General features: G+C 49.6%; 25 protein-coding genes. 14 read left to right on the top strand and 11 right to left on the bottom strand.

The genetic code is table 11. The annotated features are described in order from the left end of the window. The first annotated feature begins 3 nt into the window (after nt 1-3). The gene (locus ACN0YN_RS06595; RefSeq protein ID WP_417384208.1) at nt 4-411 is read left to right on the top strand and encodes a DoxX family protein; all 408 of its coding nucleotides are present in this window, start codon (nt 4-6) and stop codon (nt 409-411) included. Between the two features lie 41 nt (nt 412-452). On the opposite strand, the gene ACN0YN_RS06590 is transcribed toward ACN0YN_RS06595, so the two are convergent. Beyond that, nucleotides 453-1,610 carry a transglutaminase-like domain-containing protein gene (locus ACN0YN_RS06590; protein WP_417384207.1) on the bottom strand — a complete coding sequence of 386 codons (1,158 nt, stop codon included), beginning with the start codon at nt 1,608-1,610 and terminating at the stop codon, nt 453-455. Between the two features lie 246 nt (nt 1,611-1,856). On the opposite strand from ACN0YN_RS06590, the gene ACN0YN_RS06585 reads away from it, so the two are divergent. Continuing rightward, nucleotides 1,857-2,285: an OsmC family protein gene (locus ACN0YN_RS06585; RefSeq protein WP_417384206.1), complete on the top strand. Its 429-nt coding sequence runs from the start codon at nt 1,857-1,859 to the stop codon at nt 2,283-2,285. 65 nt (nt 2,286-2,350) lie between these two features. On the opposite strand, the gene ACN0YN_RS06580 is transcribed toward ACN0YN_RS06585, so the two are convergent. Together ACN0YN_RS06580 and ACN0YN_RS06575 are read right to left on the bottom strand one after the other, a co-directional pair. Beyond that, nucleotides 2,351-5,575 (bottom strand): efflux RND transporter permease subunit, encoded by a 3,225-nt coding sequence (locus ACN0YN_RS06580; protein WP_417384205.1) that lies wholly within the window; start codon nt 5,573-5,575, stop codon nt 2,351-2,353. 3 nt (nt 5,576-5,578) lie between these two features. Beyond that, on the bottom strand, nt 5,579-6,988 hold the full coding sequence (locus ACN0YN_RS06575; RefSeq protein WP_417384204.1) for an efflux RND transporter periplasmic adaptor subunit: 1,410 nt from the start codon (nt 6,986-6,988) through the stop codon (nt 5,579-5,581). 412 nt (nt 6,989-7,400) lie between these two features. Here ACN0YN_RS06575 and ACN0YN_RS06570 point away from each other — a divergent pair, with 412 nt between their 5' ends. Together ACN0YN_RS06570 and ACN0YN_RS06565 are read left to right on the top strand one after the other, a co-directional pair. After that, the gene (locus ACN0YN_RS06570) at nt 7,401-7,988 is read left to right on the top strand and encodes a TetR/AcrR family transcriptional regulator (RefSeq protein ID WP_417384203.1); all 588 of its coding nucleotides are present in this window, start codon (nt 7,401-7,403) and stop codon (nt 7,986-7,988) included. A 135-nt stretch (nt 7,989-8,123) separates the two neighbouring features. Further along, on the top strand, nt 8,124-9,812 hold the full coding sequence (locus ACN0YN_RS06565; protein WP_417384202.1) for a LamG-like jellyroll fold domain-containing protein: 1,689 nt from the start codon (nt 8,124-8,126) through the stop codon (nt 9,810-9,812). Between the two features lie 62 nt (nt 9,813-9,874). Here ACN0YN_RS06565 and ACN0YN_RS06560 read toward each other — a convergent pair whose 3' ends face one another. Beyond that, nucleotides 9,875-10,861, bottom strand: coding sequence for an aldo/keto reductase (locus ACN0YN_RS06560; protein ID WP_417384201.1), 987 nt, complete (start codon nt 10,859-10,861; stop codon nt 9,875-9,877). 457 nt (nt 10,862-11,318) lie between these two features. Here ACN0YN_RS06560 and glpQ point away from each other — a divergent pair, with 457 nt between their 5' ends. After that, entirely contained in the window at nt 11,319-12,329 is a 1,011-nt protein-coding gene (gene glpQ / locus ACN0YN_RS06555; protein WP_417384200.1) for a glycerophosphodiester phosphodiesterase, read from the top strand. A 251-nt stretch (nt 12,330-12,580) separates the two neighbouring features. Here the strand turns inward: glpQ and ACN0YN_RS06550 are convergent, their stop codons facing one another. Beyond that, nucleotides 12,581-12,832, bottom strand: a complete 252-nt coding sequence (locus ACN0YN_RS06550) for a hypothetical protein (protein ID WP_417384199.1) — start codon at nt 12,830-12,832, stop codon at nt 12,581-12,583. Nucleotides 12,833-13,497: 665 nt separating this feature from the next. Here ACN0YN_RS06550 and ACN0YN_RS06545 point away from each other — a divergent pair. The 3 genes from ACN0YN_RS06545 to ACN0YN_RS06535 all read left to right on the top strand — a co-directional run bounded on the left by ACN0YN_RS06545 (nt 13,498) and on the right by ACN0YN_RS06535 (nt 16,383). Continuing rightward, complete coding sequence (locus ACN0YN_RS06545; protein ID WP_417384198.1) at nt 13,498-14,898, top strand: hypothetical protein; 1,401 nt, start codon at nt 13,498-13,500, stop codon at nt 14,896-14,898. A 539-nt stretch (nt 14,899-15,437) separates the two neighbouring features. After that, nucleotides 15,438-15,632 carry a hypothetical protein gene (locus ACN0YN_RS06540; RefSeq protein WP_417384197.1) on the top strand — a complete coding sequence of 65 codons (195 nt, stop codon included), beginning with the start codon at nt 15,438-15,440 and terminating at the stop codon, nt 15,630-15,632. A gap of 85 nt (nt 15,633-15,717) precedes the next feature. Continuing rightward, entirely contained in the window at nt 15,718-16,383 is a 666-nt protein-coding gene (locus ACN0YN_RS06535; RefSeq protein WP_417384196.1) for a hypothetical protein, read from the top strand. Nucleotides 16,384-16,387: 4 nt separating this feature from the next. On the opposite strand, the gene ACN0YN_RS06530 is transcribed toward ACN0YN_RS06535, so the two are convergent. Further along, nucleotides 16,388-16,768, bottom strand: coding sequence for a helix-turn-helix domain-containing protein (locus ACN0YN_RS06530; protein ID WP_417384195.1), 381 nt, complete (start codon nt 16,766-16,768; stop codon nt 16,388-16,390). A gap of 182 nt (nt 16,769-16,950) precedes the next feature. Here ACN0YN_RS06530 and ACN0YN_RS06525 point away from each other — a divergent pair, with 182 nt between their 5' ends. The 6 genes from ACN0YN_RS06525 to ACN0YN_RS06500 all read left to right on the top strand — a co-directional run bounded on the left by ACN0YN_RS06525 (nt 16,951) and on the right by ACN0YN_RS06500 (nt 21,825). Next, the gene (locus ACN0YN_RS06525; RefSeq protein ID WP_417384194.1) at nt 16,951-17,136 is read left to right on the top strand and encodes a hypothetical protein; all 186 of its coding nucleotides are present in this window, start codon (nt 16,951-16,953) and stop codon (nt 17,134-17,136) included. Between the two features lie 158 nt (nt 17,137-17,294). Next, nucleotides 17,295-18,263, top strand: a complete 969-nt coding sequence (locus ACN0YN_RS06520; protein ID WP_417384193.1) for a hypothetical protein — start codon at nt 17,295-17,297, stop codon at nt 18,261-18,263. 52 nt (nt 18,264-18,315) lie between these two features. Further along, nucleotides 18,316-19,056 (top strand): DUF4339 domain-containing protein, encoded by a 741-nt coding sequence (locus ACN0YN_RS06515; RefSeq protein ID WP_417384192.1) that lies wholly within the window; start codon nt 18,316-18,318, stop codon nt 19,054-19,056. Between the two features lie 8 nt (nt 19,057-19,064). Further along, nucleotides 19,065-20,177, top strand: a complete 1,113-nt coding sequence (locus tag ACN0YN_RS06510; RefSeq protein WP_417384191.1) for a tetratricopeptide repeat protein — start codon at nt 19,065-19,067, stop codon at nt 20,175-20,177. A 62-nt stretch (nt 20,178-20,239) separates the two neighbouring features. After that, nucleotides 20,240-21,268, top strand: coding sequence for an ArdC-like ssDNA-binding domain-containing protein (locus tag ACN0YN_RS06505; RefSeq protein ID WP_417384190.1), 1,029 nt, complete (start codon nt 20,240-20,242; stop codon nt 21,266-21,268). An 11-nt stretch (nt 21,269-21,279) separates the two neighbouring features. Next, complete coding sequence (locus ACN0YN_RS06500; protein ID WP_417384189.1) at nt 21,280-21,825, top strand: phosphohydrolase; 546 nt, start codon at nt 21,280-21,282, stop codon at nt 21,823-21,825. Nucleotides 21,826-22,019: 194 nt separating this feature from the next. Here the strand turns inward: ACN0YN_RS06500 and ACN0YN_RS06495 are convergent, their stop codons facing one another. The 5 genes from ACN0YN_RS06495 to ACN0YN_RS06475 form a co-directional block, all read right to left on the bottom strand. Continuing rightward, nucleotides 22,020-22,313: a hypothetical protein gene (locus ACN0YN_RS06495; protein WP_417384188.1), complete on the bottom strand. Its 294-nt coding sequence runs from the start codon at nt 22,311-22,313 to the stop codon at nt 22,020-22,022. Between the two features lie 134 nt (nt 22,314-22,447). Further along, nucleotides 22,448-22,660 carry a hypothetical protein gene (locus ACN0YN_RS06490; protein ID WP_417384187.1) on the bottom strand — a complete coding sequence of 71 codons (213 nt, stop codon included), beginning with the start codon at nt 22,658-22,660 and terminating at the stop codon, nt 22,448-22,450. Then, nucleotides 22,657-22,959 carry a hypothetical protein gene (locus tag ACN0YN_RS06485; RefSeq protein ID WP_417384186.1) on the bottom strand — a complete coding sequence of 101 codons (303 nt, stop codon included), beginning with the start codon at nt 22,957-22,959 and terminating at the stop codon, nt 22,657-22,659. The genes ACN0YN_RS06490 and ACN0YN_RS06485 overlap by 4 nt, the downstream gene beginning before the upstream one ends. A gap of 141 nt (nt 22,960-23,100) precedes the next feature. Continuing rightward, nucleotides 23,101-23,523: a hypothetical protein gene (locus tag ACN0YN_RS06480; RefSeq protein ID WP_417384185.1), complete on the bottom strand. Its 423-nt coding sequence runs from the start codon at nt 23,521-23,523 to the stop codon at nt 23,101-23,103. Nucleotides 23,524-23,649: 126 nt separating this feature from the next. Continuing rightward, the gene (locus tag ACN0YN_RS06475; RefSeq protein WP_417384184.1) at nt 23,650-24,645 is read right to left on the bottom strand and encodes a DUF932 domain-containing protein; all 996 of its coding nucleotides are present in this window, start codon (nt 24,643-24,645) and stop codon (nt 23,650-23,652) included. Nucleotides 24,646-24,966 lie beyond the last annotated feature (321 nt).

Here is a 24,966-nt window from a genome sequence, read left to right as displayed (position 1 = left end):
AATATGAACGACGCTGTTTCCACACCAGATCAACGCCCCCACACCGCACTGCTGTGGATTGGTCGTATGATCGCTGCCGCCATGGCATTCCTGTTTGGAATGAGTGGTGTGATGAAACTCAAAGGTGGACCGGAACTCGCTGAAGGCATGGCCCATCTGGGACTGCCTGATTCGATCGTCTTTCCGCTGGCAATTCTGGAACTGACGTGTCTGCTGCTGTACCTGATTCCCTGGACGTCGGTACTGGGAGCGATTTTATTGACCGGGTATCTGGGAGGGGCCATCTGCATCCATTGGCGGGTCGGCGACCCCTTTGTCGTTCAGGCGGGACTTGGCGTACTGGTCTGGCTCAGTCTGTTTCTGCGCGACAAACGTTTGTGGAAGCTGATACCCTTCCGATCACTGAAATGACCGTTGATCCGAAATTGCTGATGTCAGTGATTCCAGATCAGTTAATCACTGTTGAGTGTTGAGAGATCTTTGAATGGTTTCTTAAAGGCTTTATCAGCTGTATAACGGTGAGCAGTCATCCAGGAGAATTCGCGCTGATTGATGTTGGCGGGATCGGGTTCAGGCAGCGAGACGCCGTCTGCTTCGACATAGGCAGTGCGAACGATGCGCACAGGTTTTGAGGCGGGAGGCGCAAGCTCGTAGTCGGTGCCTTTTGTCAGCAGGAGCCAGCTGTTCTCGCGAAATCCGGAACGGAGTCGTTGACGAGCGGCGGTAGTGAGATTCTGTTTTTGCTGTGGTGCTAAATCGCTCGAAGACTGAATCGACTTGACCAGTTTCTGTGTTTCCGAAATATCAAAACTGACCCAGCCGTACGGGGGCAGGAATGCTTCCATTTTACAATGCGAGGGGGAGTTCTTGGGGTAAAGGCCCAGCCCATAGGTGACGCGTGTCGGATAGCCCATGGCTCGTCCCAACGTCGCACATAAACCATGGTAATCACTGCAGTGGCCGCGTCGTTGACTCAGGGCATGGTTAGCATCTGCCTGTAACGACGCGTTGATGTGATCGTAGGTCAGATTCTGATCGATCCAGTTCATTGCCTGCATCAGTCCCGGATTTTTGTTTTCGGTTGCTTTTCCGATCTGCTTCAGTACCTGCTGAAACTGTTGCTGGTCCTGGATGGTTTGAGGCTTCAGGTAAGGAGCAAACTGATCGGGCCAGTTGGAAACCGGTTCGACGGCTTCCGGTTGGAGTTCCCAGTTCAGATTACTGACCTTTGCCTGAAAGCGATGAGTGATGATCTGGGCGCCGTGAGGATCGTGAAATTCAAAATAAGCGAAACGGTTTCCATAGATCGGTTCACTGGAGAGCTGCGGCTTCACCTGAGCTGGAAATGTAGTGAATTGACTGCCTTCAATTTCCTGCGCTGCATCAGATTGAGGAACCGGAACCCAGACTTTGAGCACTTTGCAATGATAGGGGGGAGTCACAATGACCGAGAACTCGACGTCATGAGTGACAGGATCACTTTTTTTCGCGCGATACGGAGTGTCCGGTTTTAATGGAACCCGGGATTCCGCAGGAGCGCCAGTGCAGAGAATCAGGTTAAAAATACAAAATAATACAAATAGATAAGAATATGATTTGTAGTGATTCATGAATAAATACCCCTCGCTCTCAGCCTGATTCTGATAATCAGATATTAGTAAGTTCTTTAGAATGATAGATTGTAATCATTCAGTCGGGGGACTGGCAATGGTGGGAATCTTCCTCTCGTTGATTTTGACCATTCAATTCAGAGAGCGAATGTGCTCATCAGGTGATGGGTGACATTCCGTGGTGAATCGATTAAGCTGAACAGACTGTGTTGTTAATAGTCTCAATTTAAAATAAAGGAGTTGATCATGACAATTAAAAGAACAGGTTCTGCAGTCTGGCAGGGGGGACTTAAGGATGGCAAAGGGACCGTCTCTACCGAGAGCGGGGCATTAAGCGAACTCCCTTATGGTTTTTCCAGCCGCTTCGAAGGTGAGCAGGGAACGAATCCTGAAGAGCTGCTGGGAGCAGCGCATGCGGGCTGCTTCTCAATGGCCCTCTCGAAGATTCTGGGTGACGCCGGTTTCACAGCCGATAAGCTGGAAACGTCAGCTCAAGTTTCGTTGAATCAGGTTGAAGGCGGTTTTGCGATTAATGCCGTTCACCTGACCCTGAAAGCCAGTGTTCCCGGTGCCGATGCTGCGAAGGTGGAAGAACTGGCCGGCATGGCGAAAGCCGGCTGTCCCGTTTCTAAACTCTTCAACGCTGACATCACTCTGGAAGTGACTGTCGCCTGATCAAAAGCGATATGCAAAACGCAAAAACCTCGGCATTGAAACTTCATCGATGCCGAGGTTTTCTTTTATGACTGGTTCTCAAGTACAGGCTGAGAAACTACATCGAGGCTTTCCTGTTCCGGTCTGGCCTGATTTCGACGGGCGACCATTTTTCGGAGCACGACGTAAAACACAGGGGTCAGAAAGAGCCCAAAGAGAGTGACTCCCAGCATGCCGCTGAAGACTGCCGTTCCCAGTGCCTGTCGCATTTCCGAACCGGCGCCAGTGGCAATCACGAGTGGAATCACACCCAGAATAAAGGAAAAGGCGGTCATCAGAATCGGCCGTAAACGCAGCCGACAGGCATCGACGGCTGCCTGAAACGGACTTTTGCCTGCATCCTCTTCCGCTTTGGCAAATTCGACGATCAAAATCGCATTCTTACAGGCGAGACCAATCAACACGATAAAGCCAATCTGCACCAGGATGTTATTGTCCATCTCTCGCAGCCAGATCCCAAAGATGGCGCACAGCAGACAGAGGGGCACGATGAGGATCACCGCAAGTGGCAGGATCCAGCTTTCGTACTGAGCGGCCAGCGCCAGAAATACAAACAGCACACATAACGGGAAGATATAAACGATGGTATTTCCCGCAGCTTTCTGCTGGTACGCGATATCGGTCCATTCGAAGCCAAATCCCGGCGGTAATGTTTCCCGGGCAATGCGTTCCATGGCGGCGATGGATTGCCCGGAACTAAAACCGGTCTTGGTATCTCCATTGATGTCAGCTGCCGGGTAAAGATTGTAGCGGACGATGCGGTCGGGGGCCGTCGTTTCACGAAGTGTGACCATCGACCCGAGTGGAACTATCGCACCGGTGCTGCTGCGGGTGCGCAACCGGGCAATGTCTTCGCGTTCATCACGATAGTGATAGTCTGCCTGTGCCGTCACGCGATAGGTACGTCCCAGGAAGTTGAAGTCGTTCACATAAGAAGAACCGAGGTAAATCTGCAGGGCGTCGAATACATTACTGATGGGAACATCAAGCATCCGGACTTTAGTACGGTCAATATCAGCATAATACTGAGGTGTCCCGATCGTAAAGTTTGAAAAAACCTGGACCAGTCCGGGTTCCTGTCTGGCCTGGTTGATCACGGCATTCGTGGCATCCTGTAATGCAATCATACCGGCGCCGGACTTATCCTGAATCTGCATTTTGAACCCGCCTCCGGTTCCAATCCCGCGGACAGGAGGTGGAGGGATGACGAATACGTTGGCGTCTTCAATGACACTGACCCGCTTGCGGAGTTCTGCCAGAATGGTTTCGACCGATTGTCCTTTCGTTGCCCGGAGCTTGGCGTCTTCGAGTACAGGGAAAATCGCGGCTGAGTTGGAACTGTTGGCGCGAGTAGCTCCCGAGAATCCGACAAACGAAACCGCATTGGAAACACCAGGTACTTCCAGCGCCATATCTGTAATCTGTCGTGTAACCTTATCAGTTCGATTCAGGCTGGCACCGGGAGGTAATTGAATAGCAATAATCAGATAACCCTGATCCTGTGCCGGAATAAAACCACTGGGAACTTTTGTAAAACCGAACCAGGTCAAGCCCAGCAGACCGACATACACAATCAGCATCAGGAAGCTCAAGCGTAATACGCGTGCCACGATGCCTGCATAAAGTTCGCTGGTGAAATCAAAAACTTTATTAAACAGGGAGAAAGGAAGTTCTCGCAGATAGACCAGACCACGAATCAAGCGGTAGCGGCTGGCGGAAGCTGCTTTGTCAGCAGCCTGTTTCGGAGGGCGTAATAACAGAGCACACATCGCGGGTGTGAGTGTTAAAGAGACAAACGTGGAAATTGCTGTTGAAACTGCAATTGTGATCGCGAACTGTCGATAGAACTGACCACTGATTCCAGCGATAAAAGCCGTGGGTACGAAGACCGCAATCAAAACCAGCGTGGTAGCGATCAAAGCGGAACCGACTTCGTCCATTGCCTTGCGGGTCGCATCCCGTGGTGACAAACCGGTCGCAATCAGTCGTTCGACATTCTCTACGACCACGATGGCATCATCCACGACGATACCGATGGCGAGGACCAGTCCAAACAGTGACAGGTTATTCAGGCTGAAGCCGATAGCTTGCATGACAGCAAAAGTGCCGACCAGAGAAATCGGGATGGCGATCGTGGGTACAATGGTGGAACGCCAGTTTTGCAGAAAGACAAAAACAGTGAGCGTTACCAGCAGACCCGCCTGCCAGAGCGTGGAAAAGACCTCGTCGATCGAATCCTCCACGAAGGCGGTCGGGTTGTAGATGACTTCGTGTTTCAGTCCGGGGGGAAACTGTTGTGCAAGTTCTTCCACTTTATTGATGATGCGTTCCGCCGTCGCGACTGCGTTGGAACCGGGGCGTTGAAACATGGCGAGGGCGACCGCGTTTTTGTCGCCCAGATAGCTGCGTACGGAATAGTCGGTGGCACCCAGCTCAATTCTCGCGACGTCATTGAGCCGCACGAGACGGCCATCCTCGCCTGTCTTGAGAATGATTTCGCCAAATTCGTCAGCGGTCTGTAACCGTCCGAGAGTGTTCACATTCACCTGGAATGCTTCTTTGGTATCAGGAAGTGGAGGTTGTCCGATGACGCCCGCTGCAACCTGAATGTTCTGCTGTCGCATCGCCTGTACGGCATCGCCGGGAGTCAGGTCGAGTGCTGCCAGACGTTCTACATCCAGCCAGACTCGCATGCTGTATTGTGTGCCTCCAAAAACCTGAATGTCTCCCACACCATCCAGGCGTGACAGGACATCACGAATCTGCAGGTAGGCATAATTACTGATATAAAGTTGATCCCGAGAATCGTCGGGAGAGTAGAGGTGAATCACCATCATCAGGTCAGGCGAACTTTTGCGCGTGGTGACACCGATCTGCCGTACTTCGGCAGGAAGACTTGGCTCGGCAATGGCAACACGATTCTGTACGAGTACCTGGGCCTGGTCGACGTCGGTTCCCAGAGCAAATGAAACTGTCAGGGTCATGGAGCCGTCAGTTGTCGCCTGCGAATCCATGTAAACCATATTATCAACGCCGTTAATTTCCTGTTCCAGGGGAGTGGCGACTGTTTTAGAAATGGTATCAGGCGTCGCTCCCGGATAGCTGGCGCGGACGACCACTGTGGGGAGCGCCACTTCGGGATACTGCGCAACCGGTAACAGGAAGTAAGCCAGACTTCCAACCAGTAGCACCACCATCGAGAGTACGGAGGCAAAAATGGGACGATCGATAAAGAAATGAGGGAACTTCATCGTTTATTGCCCCCCGTTCCGGCGAGCCGATGTCCGCGCACCCGCCTGGTGAATATTGGATGAAATTCCAGGTGGCGCAGGTGCAGAGCGTCGCGAGAGCCATTTGTCTGGCGGTACCGGTTGATAATCATCAGGCAGACCGGATTCAGCGGTTGCTTTGAGTGTTTCCAGAGAAGGATCGACGGTGCTGCCGGGAAAGATACGCTGCAGCCCATGTGTCACGATCAGTTCCGATCCGTCCAGGCCGGAGCGTATCACTCTTAACCCTTTGACGATGGGGCCTAATTCCACGGCCTTTCGTGTGATCTGCTTTTTTGTATCGACCAGGTACACATATTTCTCTGACTGGTCACTGCCGATAGCACTATCGGGAATGAGTATGGAATCGTGACGACCGCTTCCCGGCAGACGGACTTCCGCGAACAGACCGGGAGTCAGACTGTCATCATCGTTCGGGAAGATGGCCCGTCCACGCATGGTCCCTGTATTAGGGTCAATGCGGTTGTCTACGAAATCCATATGACCGATATGGGGGAATCCCTTTTCATCGATCAATCTCATATAGACGGGGTTTTTCACATCGCGAGAACTTTTACGCTTTCCTTCCCGTGAAAGTCGGGCGTATTTGAGGAAGGCCTGTTCGTCTGCATCAAAGTAACAATGGATGGGATTAACCGACACGATATTTGTTAAGAGCGTCGACTGTTCTGAACCCCCACTGATCAGGTTCCCTTCTGTCACATAACGCCGACTGATACGACCGCTGATGGGAGCCCGGATCTGCGTGTACTGAATATTTAACTGCGCTGCTTCCAGATTTGCTTTTGCAGTTTCGATGGCCGCTTCCGAAGTTTTGATACGGGCATTCGAGGATTCGATCATCGCATCAGCTGCGGCCAGATTTGCTTCTGCCTGCAGCTTTTCGCTTTTACTCACGTCGACATCATCCTGTGTCGTGGCGTTTTTTCGTGCCAGTTGCTGAATGCGACTGACGCGCTGATCCGCCAGTGTTAACAGGGCGGCAGCATCTGCTCGTTCCGCCTGGGACTGTTTCAACAGCGATTTCGATTCAGCCAGTCTGGCATAAGCTTCTTCTAATCTTGCCTGGGCGGCATTTAATTCTGCGACAAACGGACGAGGGTCGATGATCGCCAGCAGATCCCCCTGTTTGATTAATTGACCTTCTTCAAAATGAGTCGATTGCAGATATCCGCTGACACGTGCTCTGACTTCAACAGCGTCGATGGCTGCCAGGCGTCCAGTGTATTCATCCCATTCGATGACGGGTAAAACCAGGGGACGGGCAGTGGTGACTTTGGCAGGTGGTGGAGCAACCGGCGGCGCGGCATTCTCGTTACAGGCAGTGAAAGTCAGTGTCTGAATTAAAAAAAAGAATAATGTCACTCGCGACATTAGTTGTTCTCCATGGAGTCTGGCTGGAATTTAGAGGAACCTTACGCTTACCGAAATGAGCTTCGGCAATCAGGTCCTGTCTCAATATCTCTTGAGCACTTTGAATCCGGAAATTTTACTTCGGGTTCAGGGGGATAGACCCCTGTTTCGGTAACGGGTTCGGCTTTGAAGTATCTGGCGGCATTTTAAAGAGCAAATACCATTTCCGAGGCTGAAAATGCAGTCTGGGGGCGCTGATTTCTGAATCATTCCCAAACGGCAATGAAAAATATTTATATGTTGATATGATAGATTCCCAACCGGGAAGTATCTGAATACAATCGAATTATATACTGACAGGTAAGAAATATACCATTCGACTTGGCGAGTCAAGTCTGATTGTGTACTATTCAGTAAGAAAAGGAGCTTCAGGATGTCAGTTGGACGACCGCGCGAATTTGATACAAATCAGGCATTAGACGATGCGTTAGATGTTTTCTGGCGGAACGGGTATGAAGGTACGTCCATTCTGGAACTGACCGAGGCGATGGGTATCAATCGTCCCAGTTTGTATGCCGCCTTTGGGAATAAAGAAGAATTATTCCGAAAAGCCATCGACCGCTATATGGAGATACGTGCCTGCCATCTACTCAGTTCTCTGGATGAACCGACGGCCCGGGCAGTCGTGAAAAAACTCTGGAGTGGCAATATTGAGCTGATTTCAAACTCAAAAAATCCACGTGGCTGTTTTCTGGTGCAAAGTGCTCTGGCCTGCGGGGATGCCGCGGAGTCTATTCGCAAGGAGATGACCAAACGCCGGTCCAAATGTGAAAAACTGTTGTGTCAGCGGTTTGAGCGGGCGATTGAGGAAGGAGATCTGCCTCCTGATTCCAATGCGCAGCAACTGGCAAAATATGTATCGACGGTTTCCTATGGGATCGCCGTACAGGCTGCCGGCGGAGCGGGGAAGAAACAATTATGTGAAGTCGCTGATCTGGCATTGCAGGCCTTTCCAGACTGAGCAGAAACTTCATCCCAAATTCATCTTAGTCTGGTTGAGAATTATTATCAGGACGCGCTATACTGTAGTCTTGTCTGGCTGAAGTGGCTTTTAAGGTAGCCAGTCCTGATCACTCGCCTGCTGGAAAGAATTGCAATGAGCAACCTGAAACAGATTTTCTGGATTTTTTGTCTGCTTCTCTCGGGAACTGTTCTGTATACACCATTGTTGGCGGCTGAACCCGACAAGGATCGCACGAACAAACGCGTGTTAGTCATTGGCATGGACGGGACACGACCGGATGCGTTATTGCAGGCGAAAACTCCCACGTTTGACAGGCTGATTCGTGAAGGTGCGTTTACCGATCAGGCACAGATCTTAGGGAAACGCTATCAGAAAAATGATACGATCAGTGGTCCTGGCTGGTCGAGCATTTTGACTGGCGTCTGGGCCGACAAGCATGGCGTGCATGACAACGATTTCAAAGGTAAGAACTACGAACTGTTTCCGCATTTTTTCAAACGACTGAAGCGGGAACGACCCGAGGCACAGACCGTATCGTTCGTCTCGTGGGAGCCGATTCATGATCACATTTTATCTGAAGCAGATATCGCAGGAGTCGAGGCGTTACCTCGGGGAAAAAATCAGACCGCTGATCTGAGTGTGTCGGCTTCGAAGTTCGATATCGAGACACGGGATGGCAAATGGCATCATCTGCTGGCTGTTCGAAAGCAGGGGCAGTTACAGTTGTATCTCGATGGGAAACAGGTTGCTTCACTGTCGGGAGTGGATCTGGAATTTCCACTCGGGGGAGACTTTTTCTATCTTGGTCGAGATACCCGTGCAGGGCAGACCTGTTTTCATGGCCAACTGGATGACGTCCGTATCTGGAAGCGGGCATTGTCGCCTGAAGAAATCACGCGATCGGCAAAAGGGAAGGCTAACGCAGATCAGTCTAGAGATCGTAAAGGGTTGCTGGCTGAGTACACGTTTGAAGCCACTTCTGAGGACGATTCCAATAAAAGGCAGTTTTTGGATACAGCTGGTAATGCTTTTCCGGCGAAAGCAGTTTCCCCCGCTGCAGAATTTCCGGAAGTGACGTCGGGAGCCGATTCTGAATCACAGGCTCTCGATCTGCCTGCTGCAGGATCAAAAACACATGGCTTACGAATTGCACTGACTGAACCGTTTCGTGAGATCACCCGCTCCGATTTCACTATCGAAGCCCGTTTTAAAACCACGGATCAGGGCCGCAATATTCTATTCGGAAATTATGACGGAAAAGCAGGGGCATTGAATCTGGAATTGCACCAAAATAATACCGTACGAGTTTATGTTCAGCCACCCGATCCACGCAATGCCAGTTCGCTGGAGCGGGAAGGGGAACGCGACAAAATCATCGCAGCCAAGGCTGCACGCATCTTAAAGGAAGAAGACCCGGCAGCGATGTTTATCTATTTCCATCAGACCGATGCGACAGGGCATGGGATCGGATTCAGTCCCGAGGTTCCGGAATACATTTCTGCGATTGAGAATATAGATGCGTGCGTGAATACGGTTCTCAAAGCAATGCAGTCTCGGCCCAATTATGAAAACGAGGACTGGCTGACCATCGTCTGTACCGATCATGGCGGTCTGAAACGCAGTCACAGTAAAGGGCATGAGGTGCCGGAAATTCGCCGGGTCTTCCTGATCGTGCATGGCCCTTCAGTAAAACCAGGTCGCATTCAAGAGCAGGCCTATCTGGTAGATGTAACGGCAACTGCGCTGGCTCATCTGTTGGGGAAAGTCGAACCACAGTGGCAACTGGACGGTAAAGCGGTTGGATTGAAAGCCGATGATTAACACGAGATTGATACAAAAGGGGCCTGCGATTTAGAAATCGCACGAGCCCCTTTTTTTATCATTCAGCGATTGATCATTTTCATGGCCGCTTCGGGGTAGCGTTCGCCCAGGACATCGATTTCTGAGAGGGCGCTGTCGATTTCGGCGAGATCGTCTGATGTGAGTTCGATGTCGGCGGCGGCAATATTTTCTTCGAGGCGGTGCAGCTTAGTGGTGCCCGGGATGGGGACGATCCACGGTTTCTGAGCCAGGATCCAGGCCAGCGCGATCTGTGCCGGGGTGGCGTTTTTCGCCGCTGCGATCCGGCCGAGCAGGTCGACGAGGGCCAGGTTGGCCTGGCGATTTTCTTCGGCGAAGCGGGGGACCTTGTTACGGAAGTCGGTACTGTCAAAGGTGGTTGAGGCGTCGATCTTGCCGGTGAGGAAGCCTTTACCCAGGGGGCTGAAAGGGACAAAGCCGATGCCCAGCTCTTCCAGTGTGGGAAGGATGGCTTCTTCAGGTTCGCGCCACCAGAGGGAGTATTCACTCTGCAGGGCGGCGACCGGCTGGACTGCGTGGGCGCGGCGGATGACATCGACGCCTGCTTCCGAGAGGCCGAAGTGTTTGACTTTCCCTTCCGCGATGAGTTCTTTGACGGTGCCGGCGACTTCTTCGATGGGGACTTCCGGATCGACGCGGTGCTGGTAGAGCAGGTCGATATAATCGGTCTGCAGTCGTTTGAGCGAGGCTTCGACGACGTCGCGGATGTGTGCGGGGCGGCTGTCGAGGCCGGTTTGTACGCCCTGGTCGTCGATGGCGAAGCCGAACTTGGTGGCGATGACGACCTTGTCGCGGATGGGGGAGAGGGCCTTACCGAGGAGTTCTTCGTTAGTGAAGGCGCCGTAGACTTCGGCGGTGTCGAAGAAGGTGACACCCTTGTCGACGGCGGCACGGAGCAGGGCGATTCCATCCTGGTCTTCGACGGCAGGACCATAGCCGAAGCTGAGTCCCATGCAGCCCAGTCCGAGGGCGGAGACTTCAAGATTGTTGCCGAGTATGCGTTTCTGCATTGTATTAACCTTCGATATTTGACTTCGATTCATTTTGGTAGCGCGTTGTTAATTTAATTCAGGAGCAAACCTGTTTTATTGAGATCCATTCTAACAGCCACTCGGCAGAGGTCTAAGGGCACTGGAGGTGATCATGAGAATTGTCTCGGAATTCTAATACGATGTGATTCAATGCTTCACGCATTGTTACACTGGAAATATGCAGACCTTTTATGATTGATTCGCGGGTAGGACCATTGATGGCGTTTCAGAAAATATCGAACAGGAAATGAGGATTTTGTGAACGTATCATGAAGATTAAAGCTGATTTTCAGAATCCAGATATGTTGGTTGATCGAGTATTAGGGCAGTGATACCATTCTGCAGACATCGGATCGAAATCTCACAAAATAGATCTGTGTGAACGGTGTGTGACTTGTCTGAATTTCAATCACTTCTATCTCTGGTTCTTAATAATATGAAATATTATTGTCTTTGTTTTGTTCTGCTGATGTTACCTGCTTCACTCTGGGCTGAGGAACCTCACGTGTTTGCCCACCGCGGTGCGAGTGGGTATCTGCCTGAGCACAGTCTGCCTGCGAAGGCGATGGCTTATGCTCAGGGAGCAGATTTCCTGGAGCAGGACGTCGTGCTGACAAAAGATAATGTGCCGCTGGTGTTGCATGATACGCATCTGGATGGAATTACGGATGTGGCTCGTCGGTTCCCGGACCGCAAACGAAAAGACGGGCGTTACTATGCCATCGATTTCACGCTGGATGAGATTAAGCAGCTCAACGCCACGCAGCGTTTCAGTCGCAAGACCGGCAAACCCGTGTATGCCGAACGCTTTCCGCTGGACGGATATACTTATCAACTGCATACGCTGGAAGAAGAGATTCGTTTCATTCAGGGGCTGAATATGAGCACGGGCCAGAATGTGGGACTGTTCACGGAAGTCAAGAAGCCGAGCTTTCATCAGGCTGAAGGACGAGACATTGCAAAAGCGGTGTTCGACGTTCTGAACCGCTACGGTTACGGGGCGGATAAAAAATCTGCCTGCTGGATCCAGTGTTTTGAACTGAATACCCTGAAACGTTTCCGCAATGAGTTCGGCTGGAAGGGGAATCTGATGATGATTTTCTCCGGCGGTAAGCCTGGGCCGGATGGATCTGATTACGATGCGCTGGCCACGGCAGCAGGCCTCAAGCAATTGTCTGAAACTGTGGATGGCGTTTTTCCGAATCTGCCACGGGTAGTGACCTGGGACAAGAGCGGGCAGGCAGAGTGCAGTGAATTCACCGAGGCGGCTCATGCTGCGGGTCTGCGTGTGGTCACGGGGGTTGTCAGACGCGATGATTTACCGAAGCACTGTCCGTCAGTAGCAGCGCTGCATGAGGCGTTATTCAATCAGGCCGGCGTGGATGATGTCTGCACAGACTTTCCTGATCTGAGCGTGGAGTGGTTGAAAACGCAGCAGGCTGACTGAGTGTGGGGGCGTGATTCCTGTTGACGCGCTGGTGCACCTGCGTATAACGGGGAACAGCCGGGCGGAAGAGACCGCAGCCGGCTGTTGTTTTGTTTGACAAATTCTGTCAGTGAAGTCGACTTTTCAGAAATCAGTTAGAACTTTTCGTCCAGGGTATCGAAGAAATGGACACAGGCGTTCGGCATTTGCTACTTGTGGTATAACACTCTGCAATCAAGTAGCAAAAAGGATCTGGAAAAAACTTTGACAAACTAATCAGGCTTTTTGATCGAGGAAACGACCGTAGCTTTCCCACCGTACTTCTTCTCCAAGTGTTTCTTTGTTGCTTCAATTGCGTCGTTATCATTCGACGCAACGACTGTGATTTCTTCCTCGCTACCATCGTCTTGTTGGGGGGCCAACTTTACGTTTCGCTGGTTTTTGGTCTTTCCAGGAACTACCTCAATCTCAAAATCGAGCCTGTTGCTCTTGCCTGAGGGAGTGATAGCAACTCGTTTTTTCATAATGACAACCCTCCAAGTATTTCTCGCTTATGGTGATCGGCTCAACAAAAAAAGAAACCGATAAAAAGGAATAACAATCCTCTGTTTATGTGGAAAATTATCTCAGATTGGCAAATTGAAGTCCAGTTCTACATCTGCTGGGTTGGGGACTTAGCAGCATTGCTACGATCTATTTAGTTGTTGGTACCAAATCTCATTATTTACTAGTTCACTTAGAGTAAGTTGTGCATGTTCTTTCCCATATTGTATTATTAGATCTATTTTTTCGTTAACATCAGTGTGTGTTAATGTGAGTGGTTTTTGTTCGGTGTGGTTTTATAAGTGGTTATATAATAAAAAGTGTTAGGTTTCAGAGACTGGGGGATCTGTTAGAGTTATTATCCAATTGGCTGAACTGATAGATTCTGTAGTTCGATATTTTGTTCTGACAACTAAGCTAAATGCTGAGTGGGCACCCTCGGATACTGATTGAGTTGCAGATTCTTCGACTTCTATTCTTTGTCTTTAGTGAACCAGAGGTAGATAAGTAGTGTATCGTCTAGTCTGAGACAATCGGAATAATTTTAGAGTGCAGGTTTTATGACGAATCGTACCTTCTTCCCTTATTTATCTGCATTGTCGTAGCCGTTGCAGTCACAGTTGCGTGGTTGTGGAAGATATTTAGAATGACAGAGAGCAAAGAAACCAAAAGACTTGTCTACGTTCTACCTCGACTGAATCTCACCTCATCTTCTGCGAGTGACACAGAGATTCGTATTGGCGAGGCAAGCTTCATACCAGACGAGAAGACCAATTGGGCTTCCATTGTCGAAAAGCCGAGGCCCAATTGGCTCGACATTTTCTGTGACTTTGGCCCGTTGACCAGAGACGAGCCGCCTTTGCCCGTTCGAGGAACTCTTCTAGTCGCTAATGACGACGACTGGCTTGAAAAGCATGCTATCACGGCACTTGCTGTCCTCTTCACGGTAGCGCAGAAAAGGGATCGGTGGAATACGCCCGCCGAAGCTTTCCATGCATATCCATTTTGGGCGTCCGATACACCGGCAGAACTCGTATCGATAATGACCAAACACGTACCTTTGATTGAGGATGAACGGTCTCTCAGCTTGCCCCCACCAGTAACCCTTCGAGGGATTAATAACCGGCAGGTGTCAATTGACCTCAGTGAAAACTTCAATTCACTATTGGTTGCACGGTTTAGATCAAACCCGAATGACAGAATCGCAGTTGCTTGTCGTCATCTTTTCCGAACACAATTTTCGGATTTGTTTCTCGCACCAATCGAGCAGGATCTCTCAGCTTTCTGTGCATGCCTTGAAGCTGCTCTCGGGATCGAAAGTATCCAGAGGGATATTGGCAAAGAACTCGGGCGGAGGGTTAACCGCATCTACGGAGAACTACCAGGACTTTCAACTTGGATTGAAGGGCTTTATCTTTTCAGATGCAACTTCGTGCATGGTGATGTTCAGAACGCAGATGACGAAGGAAATCCGACAAAACAGCAAGCCTATAATGACTTTGTCAATCGAACAGGGAAGTGGACCATCCTGCGCAGTCTTTGCTATGATGTTATTCGTCATGAAGTAGAAAATACTGATGGTGCAAGTCCACCACTGCGTTTGTTGGATAGAGAAAGATCCCTGATTCTAAGCTACTTTCAGTCAGATGATCTCTGGAAACAACTGCGCCGTTACTTCAAGCAGCAGAGCGCTGCTGAAGTGATTGTCGACATGAAAGGTGAGGAGGCTTCAGAGTTCTTCAAGAGTTGTATTGCGTTTCTCCAGAGACATAAATGGGAGTGTATGAAGGAATTGCCGTCTCTTAGCCAGTTCAAGAGCTTTCTACGTTCTGTCGCAGTGACACTGATGAAGTGTGAAGATGTAGACCAAGAGGACAAGGATGATGCATTAGAAGTTAGTCGTCTTGCAGGCGATGAACAGGACGAATTTGTGCGCATTTGGGGCGCCCATCATGAATGCTGGAGTAATTATCCTATCGATGCTCACTTGGCATCCTACCTGAAAGCCATACTGCTTCATGGTACACGATTCTATAGTCGTGACTGAAAGTGGTACATGTAAAATCCTATTTTCAAGTAACTACCACTGTCATACATTGTGATGGGGTAGTTCTTTAATTGAGCGTTCTTGATATTAGGGTGTAACTACGAAGGGAATGAAATTGCAGACTTAAAGAAGAAGTAAGCCACATTCATTTCTCCCCGCTTCTTCGTCGGCAATTCACCCAAACTTGCTAAAAGAGGGCACGGTATCCTCGAATCTCTCCTTTACGAAGGGGACACCGTTTTCTGAACATCCGACCGATAACCGTGTAACTTCTCAAGAATAAGCTCGTTGTTGGTGGATTGGTGGCGGATCTGGGCTCGAACTACTTTATCAATACCGTGAGCACAATACTGACCAAGATCGGAGAGCGTTGCATAGACGTGAATCGAAACAAACTCACTTAACTGCTCGGCTCCGCAATCTCTTTTGTTAGATGCTTTCGATCGTCTTCGTAGCCTGCCGCAGAGAGTTTTTCACGAAGGTGACTTCATTGTGAGGAGTAGTGGAGGAAATCACAGCAGAATGGAGACAAGCTTTCGATGCCGAGTTTGTTGGATACGTCGGAAGACGACTTGGAAGCTGCAACAGTGACTGTCGCTTCGGTGGTCAGTACACGAAGTGATCAATCGGCACTCAATGATTTTCTCGAAGTCATCACGAAACTCCCAGGCTCACAACCCGACAATGGATTGAATTCCCCATTTTTTCAGGATGAATGGTACGCACTCCTATGAAAGCAAGAGTATCCAATAAAATCAGAGTTGATTCGAAAGAAAGGAATGAGGAGAATGCAAAAAAAAGACTTCGCATGGAGCCACTGTGATGGGACGCCATAGAACCAAACCACTCTATCTGATCGTCGAAGCGGAAATCCTTGCATCGGTAGGTGAGGATCGGGATCTAGATCCTGAAGGTGATTCTGATAACAATCTGCTGGATGAGCTTCAGTGTCCACTATTTGATGAAGTTTTGATTGCCTTACGGAAATCGTTCTCGCTTACATTTCCAAGAAATCCATTTATCGATGGCCTCCAGGAAGCATTGCTGGAAATTCGCCGGATCGGTGTTGAGGCCCTAAGAACAATACCTGAAGCCATTGAAGAACTGAATTTGAAGCCCGTTCCCCCGCCCGGTGAAGTCGGTCCCAACACGAAGGCGTATGTATTTCAATACATACTGGCTCGTTTTGACGACCTGCAATTGAAGGTGAAGTACGAGGGTAAGACAAAAAAACTCGTAAATCTGATTGAGCAACGTCCAGCGGACGAAGTGATTCGGACGCTTCGTGATACTGTCTCATACACTTTCGACGAGATGTATAATGAAGAACAGCATGAGGAGGCGCTTCGCCAAATAAGAATGCGGATTGGGAAAGTCTTGCCTCCCCTCAATGAACTATTGATATCGATTGAGATCGAACCTATAGCTGACATAACTCTGATTGAGTCAGCAGATCGAGTCCATGATGACTATCAGGGGAACTGATATTTTACTTTCGCCTGGTCGGCGATTCGCCCAGTCTAGCCAGGAGTGGCACTAACATCAAAAGCGTCTCACGATCAGCAGATTTCATCAGATCGTCGAAAAGATCCTTCGCACGTTTTTTCAAAGCCGTCTCTGTGTTGGGCGATTTCTCGGTGGGTAACAGATCGTGAACTGTTGTATGTAAAGCGTCGGCCAGTCGCTGGACCATATCGATTCCAGGTGAAGCACCACCAGCTTCGAGCCGCCCCACGTACGATGGGGTGAGACGAGCATCCAGGGCGAGTTGGGCTTGTGTCAGACCACAGCTTCTACGTAACTCCCGCAGACGTGCGCCAAATAGGCTAACGATCTCGGCGTGTCGGATTTGAGTTTTTTTCTTGGCCATAGCGCACCTCCATTATTCAATCGTCTGAAACTGGAGATGCAAAACACATCTAATATTAGTTGCCAATACACACAAAAGTATGTATACTAGTTACATCGTTGTGAGGCATTCCGTCTCTTTCTTGGCAATTAGATGCAAAGCTGTTGGAACCATTTTTCTGCAAACCACAATGGCAATATGAAATGTCACAGAACTTCCTACGAGGGCTTTCACTTCAAATTGTCGCTTCTTTTTTTGTGACAGAAGCTAATATTTGTATCGCCGCCGAAAATGAAGCCGATGTAATTTTGGTCGATTCAGAAGTAGGTAAGATCAAGGTGACAGCCGTCTTTCAGTTTGGTGTAATCAAGAATTTAATTCTGCCTTAACGGGACGGAATGTAGTGACATAAAAGTTGGCGTCATCAATCGGCTTTTCTTCGATTTGTGTCATCAGTGGCCTTGTGCCTTGGTGAGAGAATTTTTCATCAGATTCTGAGGCTACCGATCTTTAATTCCATTTCTGTCAATTGAGGATGAAAGTTGATATGACACTCCGACCACCCTTGATGTCCAAAGGCCCAGCAAATGATTTTTATTCCTACATGACCATTGGCACCGGTTTGATGTGGCTGGCTGGTGGCGTTGCTGCCGGTCCAGCCGCTATTGCGTTGGGACTGTGCGGTGCAGGGGCAATTGCGAATAATCATCGTGGTAGTGGGCAGAACGCTCGAAATCCACAGATGTCTTTCACGCCTGAGCAGATTGCTCCTCCACCTCCCCTGGACGATGGACTGCCATCTCCTGAAGCTGTGGCATATGTCAGAGATGTTGAAGACGATTTGAAAAAACAATTCGGTATCAATGCCGTCTACTGTTATCGCAACATGGTTCGTGAAGGCTATGACACCGGCAGTGCATACAAAACTCTTTTTGACTTTCTGGGACCATTGAAGCAACAGGGATACTGGAGAAACGGCCAGATTCAATCTGGCGATGTTACACCAAAGCAACTTCTTGACCAGATCATGGGCCGTCGTGCGGCCTCACCTGAGCTACAGAAATATCTCAGCACTGAATGGTTCCGTGATTTATATGATGAAATTAGCAGAGACAATAATGCACTTGGTTTGGAGCCTCTTGTCAACCAGGGAGTGCTCGCTCATTTCTCAATGATGCTCTACATCCTCGGCCTGGAACCGATCTCCGATAAACCTGTTCGCCGTATCAAGCACTGGGTCGATCGTGGCAACCATCCTCTCTATTACGTTGCAGACTGGAATTGGTTCTGCGGAGGGCCGCTCCATCAGTTTCGGGAACGTTGGGAAGATGTCTTGAGGATGTCTGGATTGCCTAACCATCTTGCTGATGAAGCCGAGAGTCTGTTTGAGTATCGTGTCGAGATCCATCGGGGTGAAGCACCTCCTGGTCACACCGGTGGAGTATTGTGGTCAAGTGTGTTTTTCGGTCGCACTAAGAGTTTTCCCGCTACCGAAGAAGACATGCGAGGGAAGTAATGAGATTTTTATTTTTAGTATTGATTGCTGTGAATCCAGTTGGAGAACCGTAATGACTGCAGAGTGGTATTTCAGTAACAATGGAGAGCAACTTGGACCAGTGCCAGCCGATCAGATGCAGGATCTCGTTCTTTCAGGAGAGATTTCTTCAACTACGCTCGTCTGGCGAGAGGGAATGACCCAGTGGGAACCAGCCGAAAAAGTTGATGGGCTGCTCAATGCCTCAAATCATGAACGGCCTGTGCCACCACCGTTGTCAAAAGTGATGCCATCCAATTCAAGTGCAGTTATTAGTTCTCAACTGACTGAGCTTCAGGACAAACTGCTGGAAGGACAGATCGACAAAGAGATGTATGATATGCTCAAGCAAGATCTGCTTTACGCCAGTAAACAATCCAATGCTGACAGCACCAACTCAGTGGTGCAGGAAATCTCCCAAACTAATAGTGAGTCTAAGGTGTCTCCCTGGGTGACTGGTAAGATTTGTATGAATGGCAAGGGCGGTTCCTCTGAATTGAAAATAGATGTTTATCTTGACGATGAACTAATCGGAACTGGTTCTGAAGTCGCAGGAATTCACATCGACTTTGAGTCTTCAACTGGTCACCACACTCTCAAGCTAAACGAAACAAACAAAGATTCGGCACCTTTTTTCTTTCGCATCGATAAGAACTTTGTGCATCCATTACATTTCGATGCTTCGGGACATTACGAAATTCAGATTGAACCAGGATCTTTTTGGGAACAGTTCAAGGATCAACTATTCAAAATCAATGTAATCCGTAGTAAGTGAAGTATAACATGTCCGAACAACATCTAATCAAACTACAAAAAGCTTTGCTCGAAGGACAGATTGACCAGAAGACCTATAAAGAATTGCGTGAGGATCTACTTCATGAGACCGGTTCCACTGACGAAAACAACAATGTGGCGCATCTATTCGAAGAAGCTGATGTCCTCTTTGGCAATGCTCAGTATGACAAGACACTGATACTTCTCGACAGAATAGTTGAACTTGAGCCCACATGTGCTGACGCATACTTTTCTCGGGGCTGGACCTACTTGTGCCTGGGAAACGAAAAGAAAGCCAGTGAGAACCTGAAGAAGTCACTCCATCTCGCCCCGAAACATGTACCTACATTGTGTCTGCAAGCCGAAAGAGCGACAACTCAAAATCGATTTGAAGAAGCAATCGTGCTGTTGAATCGTGCCGTACAGAGCGAACCCCAAAATGCTCAACCGATCTATTATCGAGCCCTGACATATGAATCGTGGGCCAGGGCGAGCGCCTCAGCAAATAAGCTTGCCAAGGCACTCGAAGACTTTCAGGTGGCACATAGATTGAATTCTGAGTGTGAGATTCCAGATTACAACAGCGATCATCCATCGAAAATCGATTGGGTCAGAATACGAGGATTGCCCGAGACAGAAATTCTTTCAGAAGAACCGCTCGTCGTCAGAGCGGTTCCATATATTGAGAAATTTACTCAAACAGAGGATGGAAGGACCATCAACTTCTACTGTGGCCAGTGCGGAATACTTCAGCACCATCCTGCCACTGTTGTTAGCCGCCAGCAGGAATGTGTGGAATGTGGAACTTTAAATTCAGTTCCCAGCGATGTAGCCCAAGGAACTTGGAAGGCAATTAAAACTACGGGGCTGCTCGTTGGCGGACTAGCTGCGATCGGTCTATGTGCTCTCGGCGGAATGGCTACAGCCGGTGGTTCGAATTCCAGCGGTGGAGAGGCCGGTAGCAATGGCTCGTCAGGTGGAAGTGGAGGCCGAACCATATGGGATAACTGTCCGTCCTGCAGGGGGAAGGGCTTCCAGAACATCGGCACAACAAATGAACGCCGTTGTCCCAATTGCGGTGGTCAGGGTGGAAAGTGGGTCCACAATCCATTTATGAAGTAATGACTTGAAGATACTGAATTGTACAAAGAATGAATTCACATTGGATGCAATACTGAAACACAATGACCAAGACACCGATGACATCCCGTATACCCCGCCCACGCCTGATTCTTCCCGATGAGTTCTGGGATAGATCACCCAGTGTTCCCGATATCAACACCTTCATCAGTCAGCGGATAACAGTTGCTCTTCAACGTGGCAGGATTCCCTGGAAAGTGCCGGTGTCACATGATCCGAATTGTGGTTTGCCCTGCAACGTCCGAACTGGTGGTCGATACCGTAGCGTCAACACTTTGCTCTTATGTGATACCTATCAGACAAAAGGGTATCGCAACAAATGGTGGGGAACGGCTGAGGATTGGGCGTCAGTCGGTACTGCCATCAAGAGTGGCGAAGAACCGACTGTAATTGCTCAATATCGTGATGCTGGTTGCATGATCGACCCTTGTCTGGTCTTCAACGCAATTCAAGTTCATGATGCGGATGAATATCAGGTCATGCTGACTGACGGTGCGATTGTTGCGAACGACGAAGCGGACTTCAGTCTGATGGGAATATTATTGGAGCATCATGCCCCTGAGATTCGTTATGACGTCGGAGATGAGAGGTTCGGTTCCGATTGGAATGGTTACATTTCGCCCGAGCCTTTTCACGATCATCCGAACCACAGAAACGGCGATTATATCCTGATGCAATCGGAACGCTACTTTCCTTTCAAATCTGATTTCTACTCGGTCATGTTGCACGAAATAATGCACTGGACTGAAGTTCGTACCGGATGGATGCACTGCCTGCCTGTACGGGAATTCGTTGCCGAGGTCGGAATGAACATTCTCGGCTTAGATTTGGGTGTGCCACACTGCCTCGACTCATATAACCATTACCAGTGGCTCAAGCGCTGGCACTCGATCTTCCACAAGGATGAGACATTCTTCTTCTGGGCAATGGCTCAAGTGGATCGAGCATGTGACTACCTGCTTCGACCGATCCTCGAACAAGAATGCCGTGTCTATCACGATGAATACTCCATTGCTCCACCAGTTAAATTCACCAGCGGCCCCGATCACATGCGTTTTGAAGATACTTGGTAAGAGGATTGCTTATGAACTACACCCCTCGACCGCTTCCCGAAGATGCCCAACGACTTTGCACGGACCTAGCTGTCCCAGTTCGATTGCTCGCTCATTTGACACTCGTTCATGATGTCGCAATTGATCTTGTCGAGGGATTGCGGCGCAAGTTCCCTGATCTGATATTCGACGGAGACGCTGTTTGTTTTGGGGCAGCAAGTCATGACATGGGGAAGCTCAAATATCCGAACGAACTCAGTGGACCTGGCCACCAGCACGAAGAGGATGGACCGGTATTACTTGAAGAGCATGGGGTTGAGCCGAGTTTGGCTCGGTTTGCCCGAACGCATGGTTCCTGGTCACACGAAGAATTGCAACTAGAAGATCTTCTAGTCGCTCTCTGCGACTGTGTCTGGAAGGGCGAACGTCTCGGAGAACTTGAACGGCAAGTGATTTTTCAAATTGCCACTCAGGCTGGCCACGAAGAGTGGGAAGTTTTTAGCGAACTCGACAACTTGCTCGATAAGATCGGAAGCCAAGGAGACGAACGCTTAGCGTGGCAGAGAACAAATGGGTGAATGAAAGGAGTCCCAAGAAAACGTTGACCGCATATCACTCCAGACGACATGCTTGGAGCCACAGTTCTCATGGCTTATGCCAATAATTGATTGAATTTCTATTATGTAACACGTTTTGTTCTGAACAAGGTACAGAGCCACTGTCACTACCCGCTCACTCTAGCCTGATGGCTAGAGTGAGCCAGCTAAACCGATCAATACTCTGATGGCAACAAAATCGTCGTCGCCTCTCGCTGACCATTCTCATCGGCAGCTTCAGTGATGATCCAGATTTTCGTGTCGTCTGCTAAGTGATACACAGACAATAACCTGGCTCCAGTCTTCAGAGCTTCATTATTTGCTTCCTGATCCTCGACACAGAGTTCACCCCAATGTCCCGCTGCATGTTGGACGAGGAACTCAGTCGGTGTTTGGCTTGCGTTTTCGATTGCTTCCAATGCACCAGCTGTGGCAACGACTTGCCCAAGAGAGAATTTTGCAGACTTCATGTGTGGTCTCCGTTGATTGAAAGAGTGATGATCTGCAAGTCAAGGTATGGAGCTACTGATGGCTCTAATGGTTAGCGAATTCTGTTGCTAACCGAAGCGAAAGGTGAATTTCCCCAATTGATTCCTGGCGTCCATCAAGATGAAGGATTCGTCGCATCGACCCCCAACCCCACCACATACAAAGCCTGCTCAATTATTTTGAAGCGATCGCACGCCAGTTCATCGCCGTCTTGCCGGGAATCCTCCGCAGATTCTCGATACAACTCGGCAAGCAGATGCAGAACACTGCCAGTCGTGTAATGTCCAAGTATTTCTGTCAGTAGATCTTTTGCCTGATCATCACTCATAACGGGATCACCTCTGATTCCACATCATCGCCGTTCGCCAGCCGATCAACTGCTTCCAGGGCAGCGACTTCCCGCTCCGTGGTTAGCCGAGTCAGGCTGACCAACTTACTGACATACGCCAGCACGACCGGATGATTGCTGATCGCATTCCCATCAAGATTCTGGGCTTGTCTCATTGCATCGATGTCTCTCAGCATCTGTGCAACAATCGCACGGAGATTGACCCCATTTTGAACAAGCTGGGCATACTTTGCGGCCTGCCGTGTGGCGTCATCAGGATGAATGAATTGCTTGGTCATAGTGGTCTCCAAGAATTGAGAAGTAGTTTGCCCGTCAAGGTACAAAGCCACTGATCGGGTTGAGCGAGCCCGCCCCGCAGAGCGGGGCGGGCATGTTGGAACGGGGAGAGACACTTTCAATGCCTTGTTGGCTTCAAGCGATTAGCCATAGGCAGCGAGCACCGCACCTCGCACACGCTGCCAGTCTCTTTCGCTACATTGTTCCCGTTTGGTTTCGGGCATCGGTGTGACGTATGCGTTTTGAAAAGCGTCGGGATCGTCGCCGTTGAAACTGATTGCTGGTGCCCAACCGATACCGAAGCCAGGAGCACCAAGACTGCCCATCGTTTCAACGTCTTCGGCAATTAGGGTACAGTGTTCAATGAACTCATCGAACTGCTGACGGTTCAGGATGGCACACCACTTTCGATGGTGGCCGTTCTCCCACCGGCCTTCGAGATAGTCATACTCGAATTGATCGTCGTCTTCGGTTTGGTTCCAGAGTTCTTCGGCGTCTGGCGGTGCGAACAGTTCGACGTCCACGTCGTGCGGAGTATCGACGGAATAAATAATGCTGAATAGCATGAGAGGCTTCCCGGTTAGAGTGGCATGTGAATAGGTTCATGCCACTCAAGGTAGAGAGCCACTGATTCCATAAATGAAAACCCCGTCCGACTGAAAAGTTCAGCCGAACGGGGCGGGCCAGGGAGACTAACTGGCCATATTCAGGGCAAGGTCGAATGCCTTGCGTTTGAGATTTGCACCATCATTCATCATTAGTGATCGGAAACGATTGGTTCGCTGGTCACCACGGAAATGGAGTACGTTTCCATGATCAATGGCAAACGTGACGGCATTGGCGAGTTGATACCAGGTTCCTTTCATCTCGCCGAGGTTGTTCGTCTCATCTCGCATAGCTTCCCGTACAGCTTGGACCTTTCTCTCTCGAATTGACTTTGAGTGCTGACTGGCGTCATCATCCAGCACCGGGAGAAGTGTCTCAATAAAATGTCGAGCATCATCTCGGTTGAACCGGGCGGAAATCAACTTCTGACAGTCGGCGTTATATTTCTGGAATGCAGATTCGACTTCAACCAAGGTTTGGCGGGCCGCATCGAGTTTGGCTTGCATATCGCCGCTGTGACGGATGCCTTTGAATAACTTGGCGTTCCACTCGGAAAGAGCCACGGCCAGAGTATTCGCACATTCGACACGGGTCACACATGGGAAGCATTTCAACGTGCCACCGCCATCAAATCGATCAGTCCAAAGGACGTATCGATTGTGGGTCTCTCCGTAAATCGGTTGATCGTCATTCGGGATGACACCGAGTATCCATATCTCTTCTCCCTTTCCAAGAACACCGGCGGAAGCATATCGCATTCCGCCATCTCGCATGAGGTCATCCAAGAAGTCGAACGCCTGTCGTGGCTGGACGATACGGTACCCGTCCGTCATTCCGCAACCGACTGTGACGCCGGTATCTTTGCGGATACAATGACGATAGCCGTCGAGTTTCATGCCGGTTTTGGCATCAGATATGGAACGAAGTTCATACTCATAATTAAGCACGCCCCTCTTGCCCCATACTTGCTTGCTGGTGAGATGTTGGTCGGCAACGTACTCACCTTTGCGATCCCACCATGCGGGTCTCAATGAAGTAAAAGCTTCTGCCTTACTGTTCTGAAAAGAAATGTTTGCTGGCATGTCTTGTCTCCCTGTGCCATATTTACGATTGGCTGCCGACAGTCGGCGACCGTCGCAGTTGCAAGGTACGGGGTGACTGATGTCATGCTTACCGTTTTGGAAAATATTCCGGTATAAAGTCGGTGAAGATGTACCTTCGACAAATTTCATGGGGGAGTGGGGCTCGATAAAAAGGACTGCGATGTTTTATATGATGCATAGTCGGTGAGCCTGCGGTACAATGTTCCTCAATGAGACCCCAAGTAGGAAATGGATCGTCAAGCCGATATCGGTTCCAATCCGTCTTGCGATCATTTGAAAAAACGACGAGACGAGCCAATC

It is taken from the genome of Gimesia sp. (assembly GCF_048260065.1).
Lineage (GTDB): Bacteria > Planctomycetota > Planctomycetia > Planctomycetales > Planctomycetaceae > Gimesia.
The sequence above is the reverse complement of the archived record's forward strand: the minus strand, read 5'-3'. Positions and strand labels throughout refer to the sequence as shown.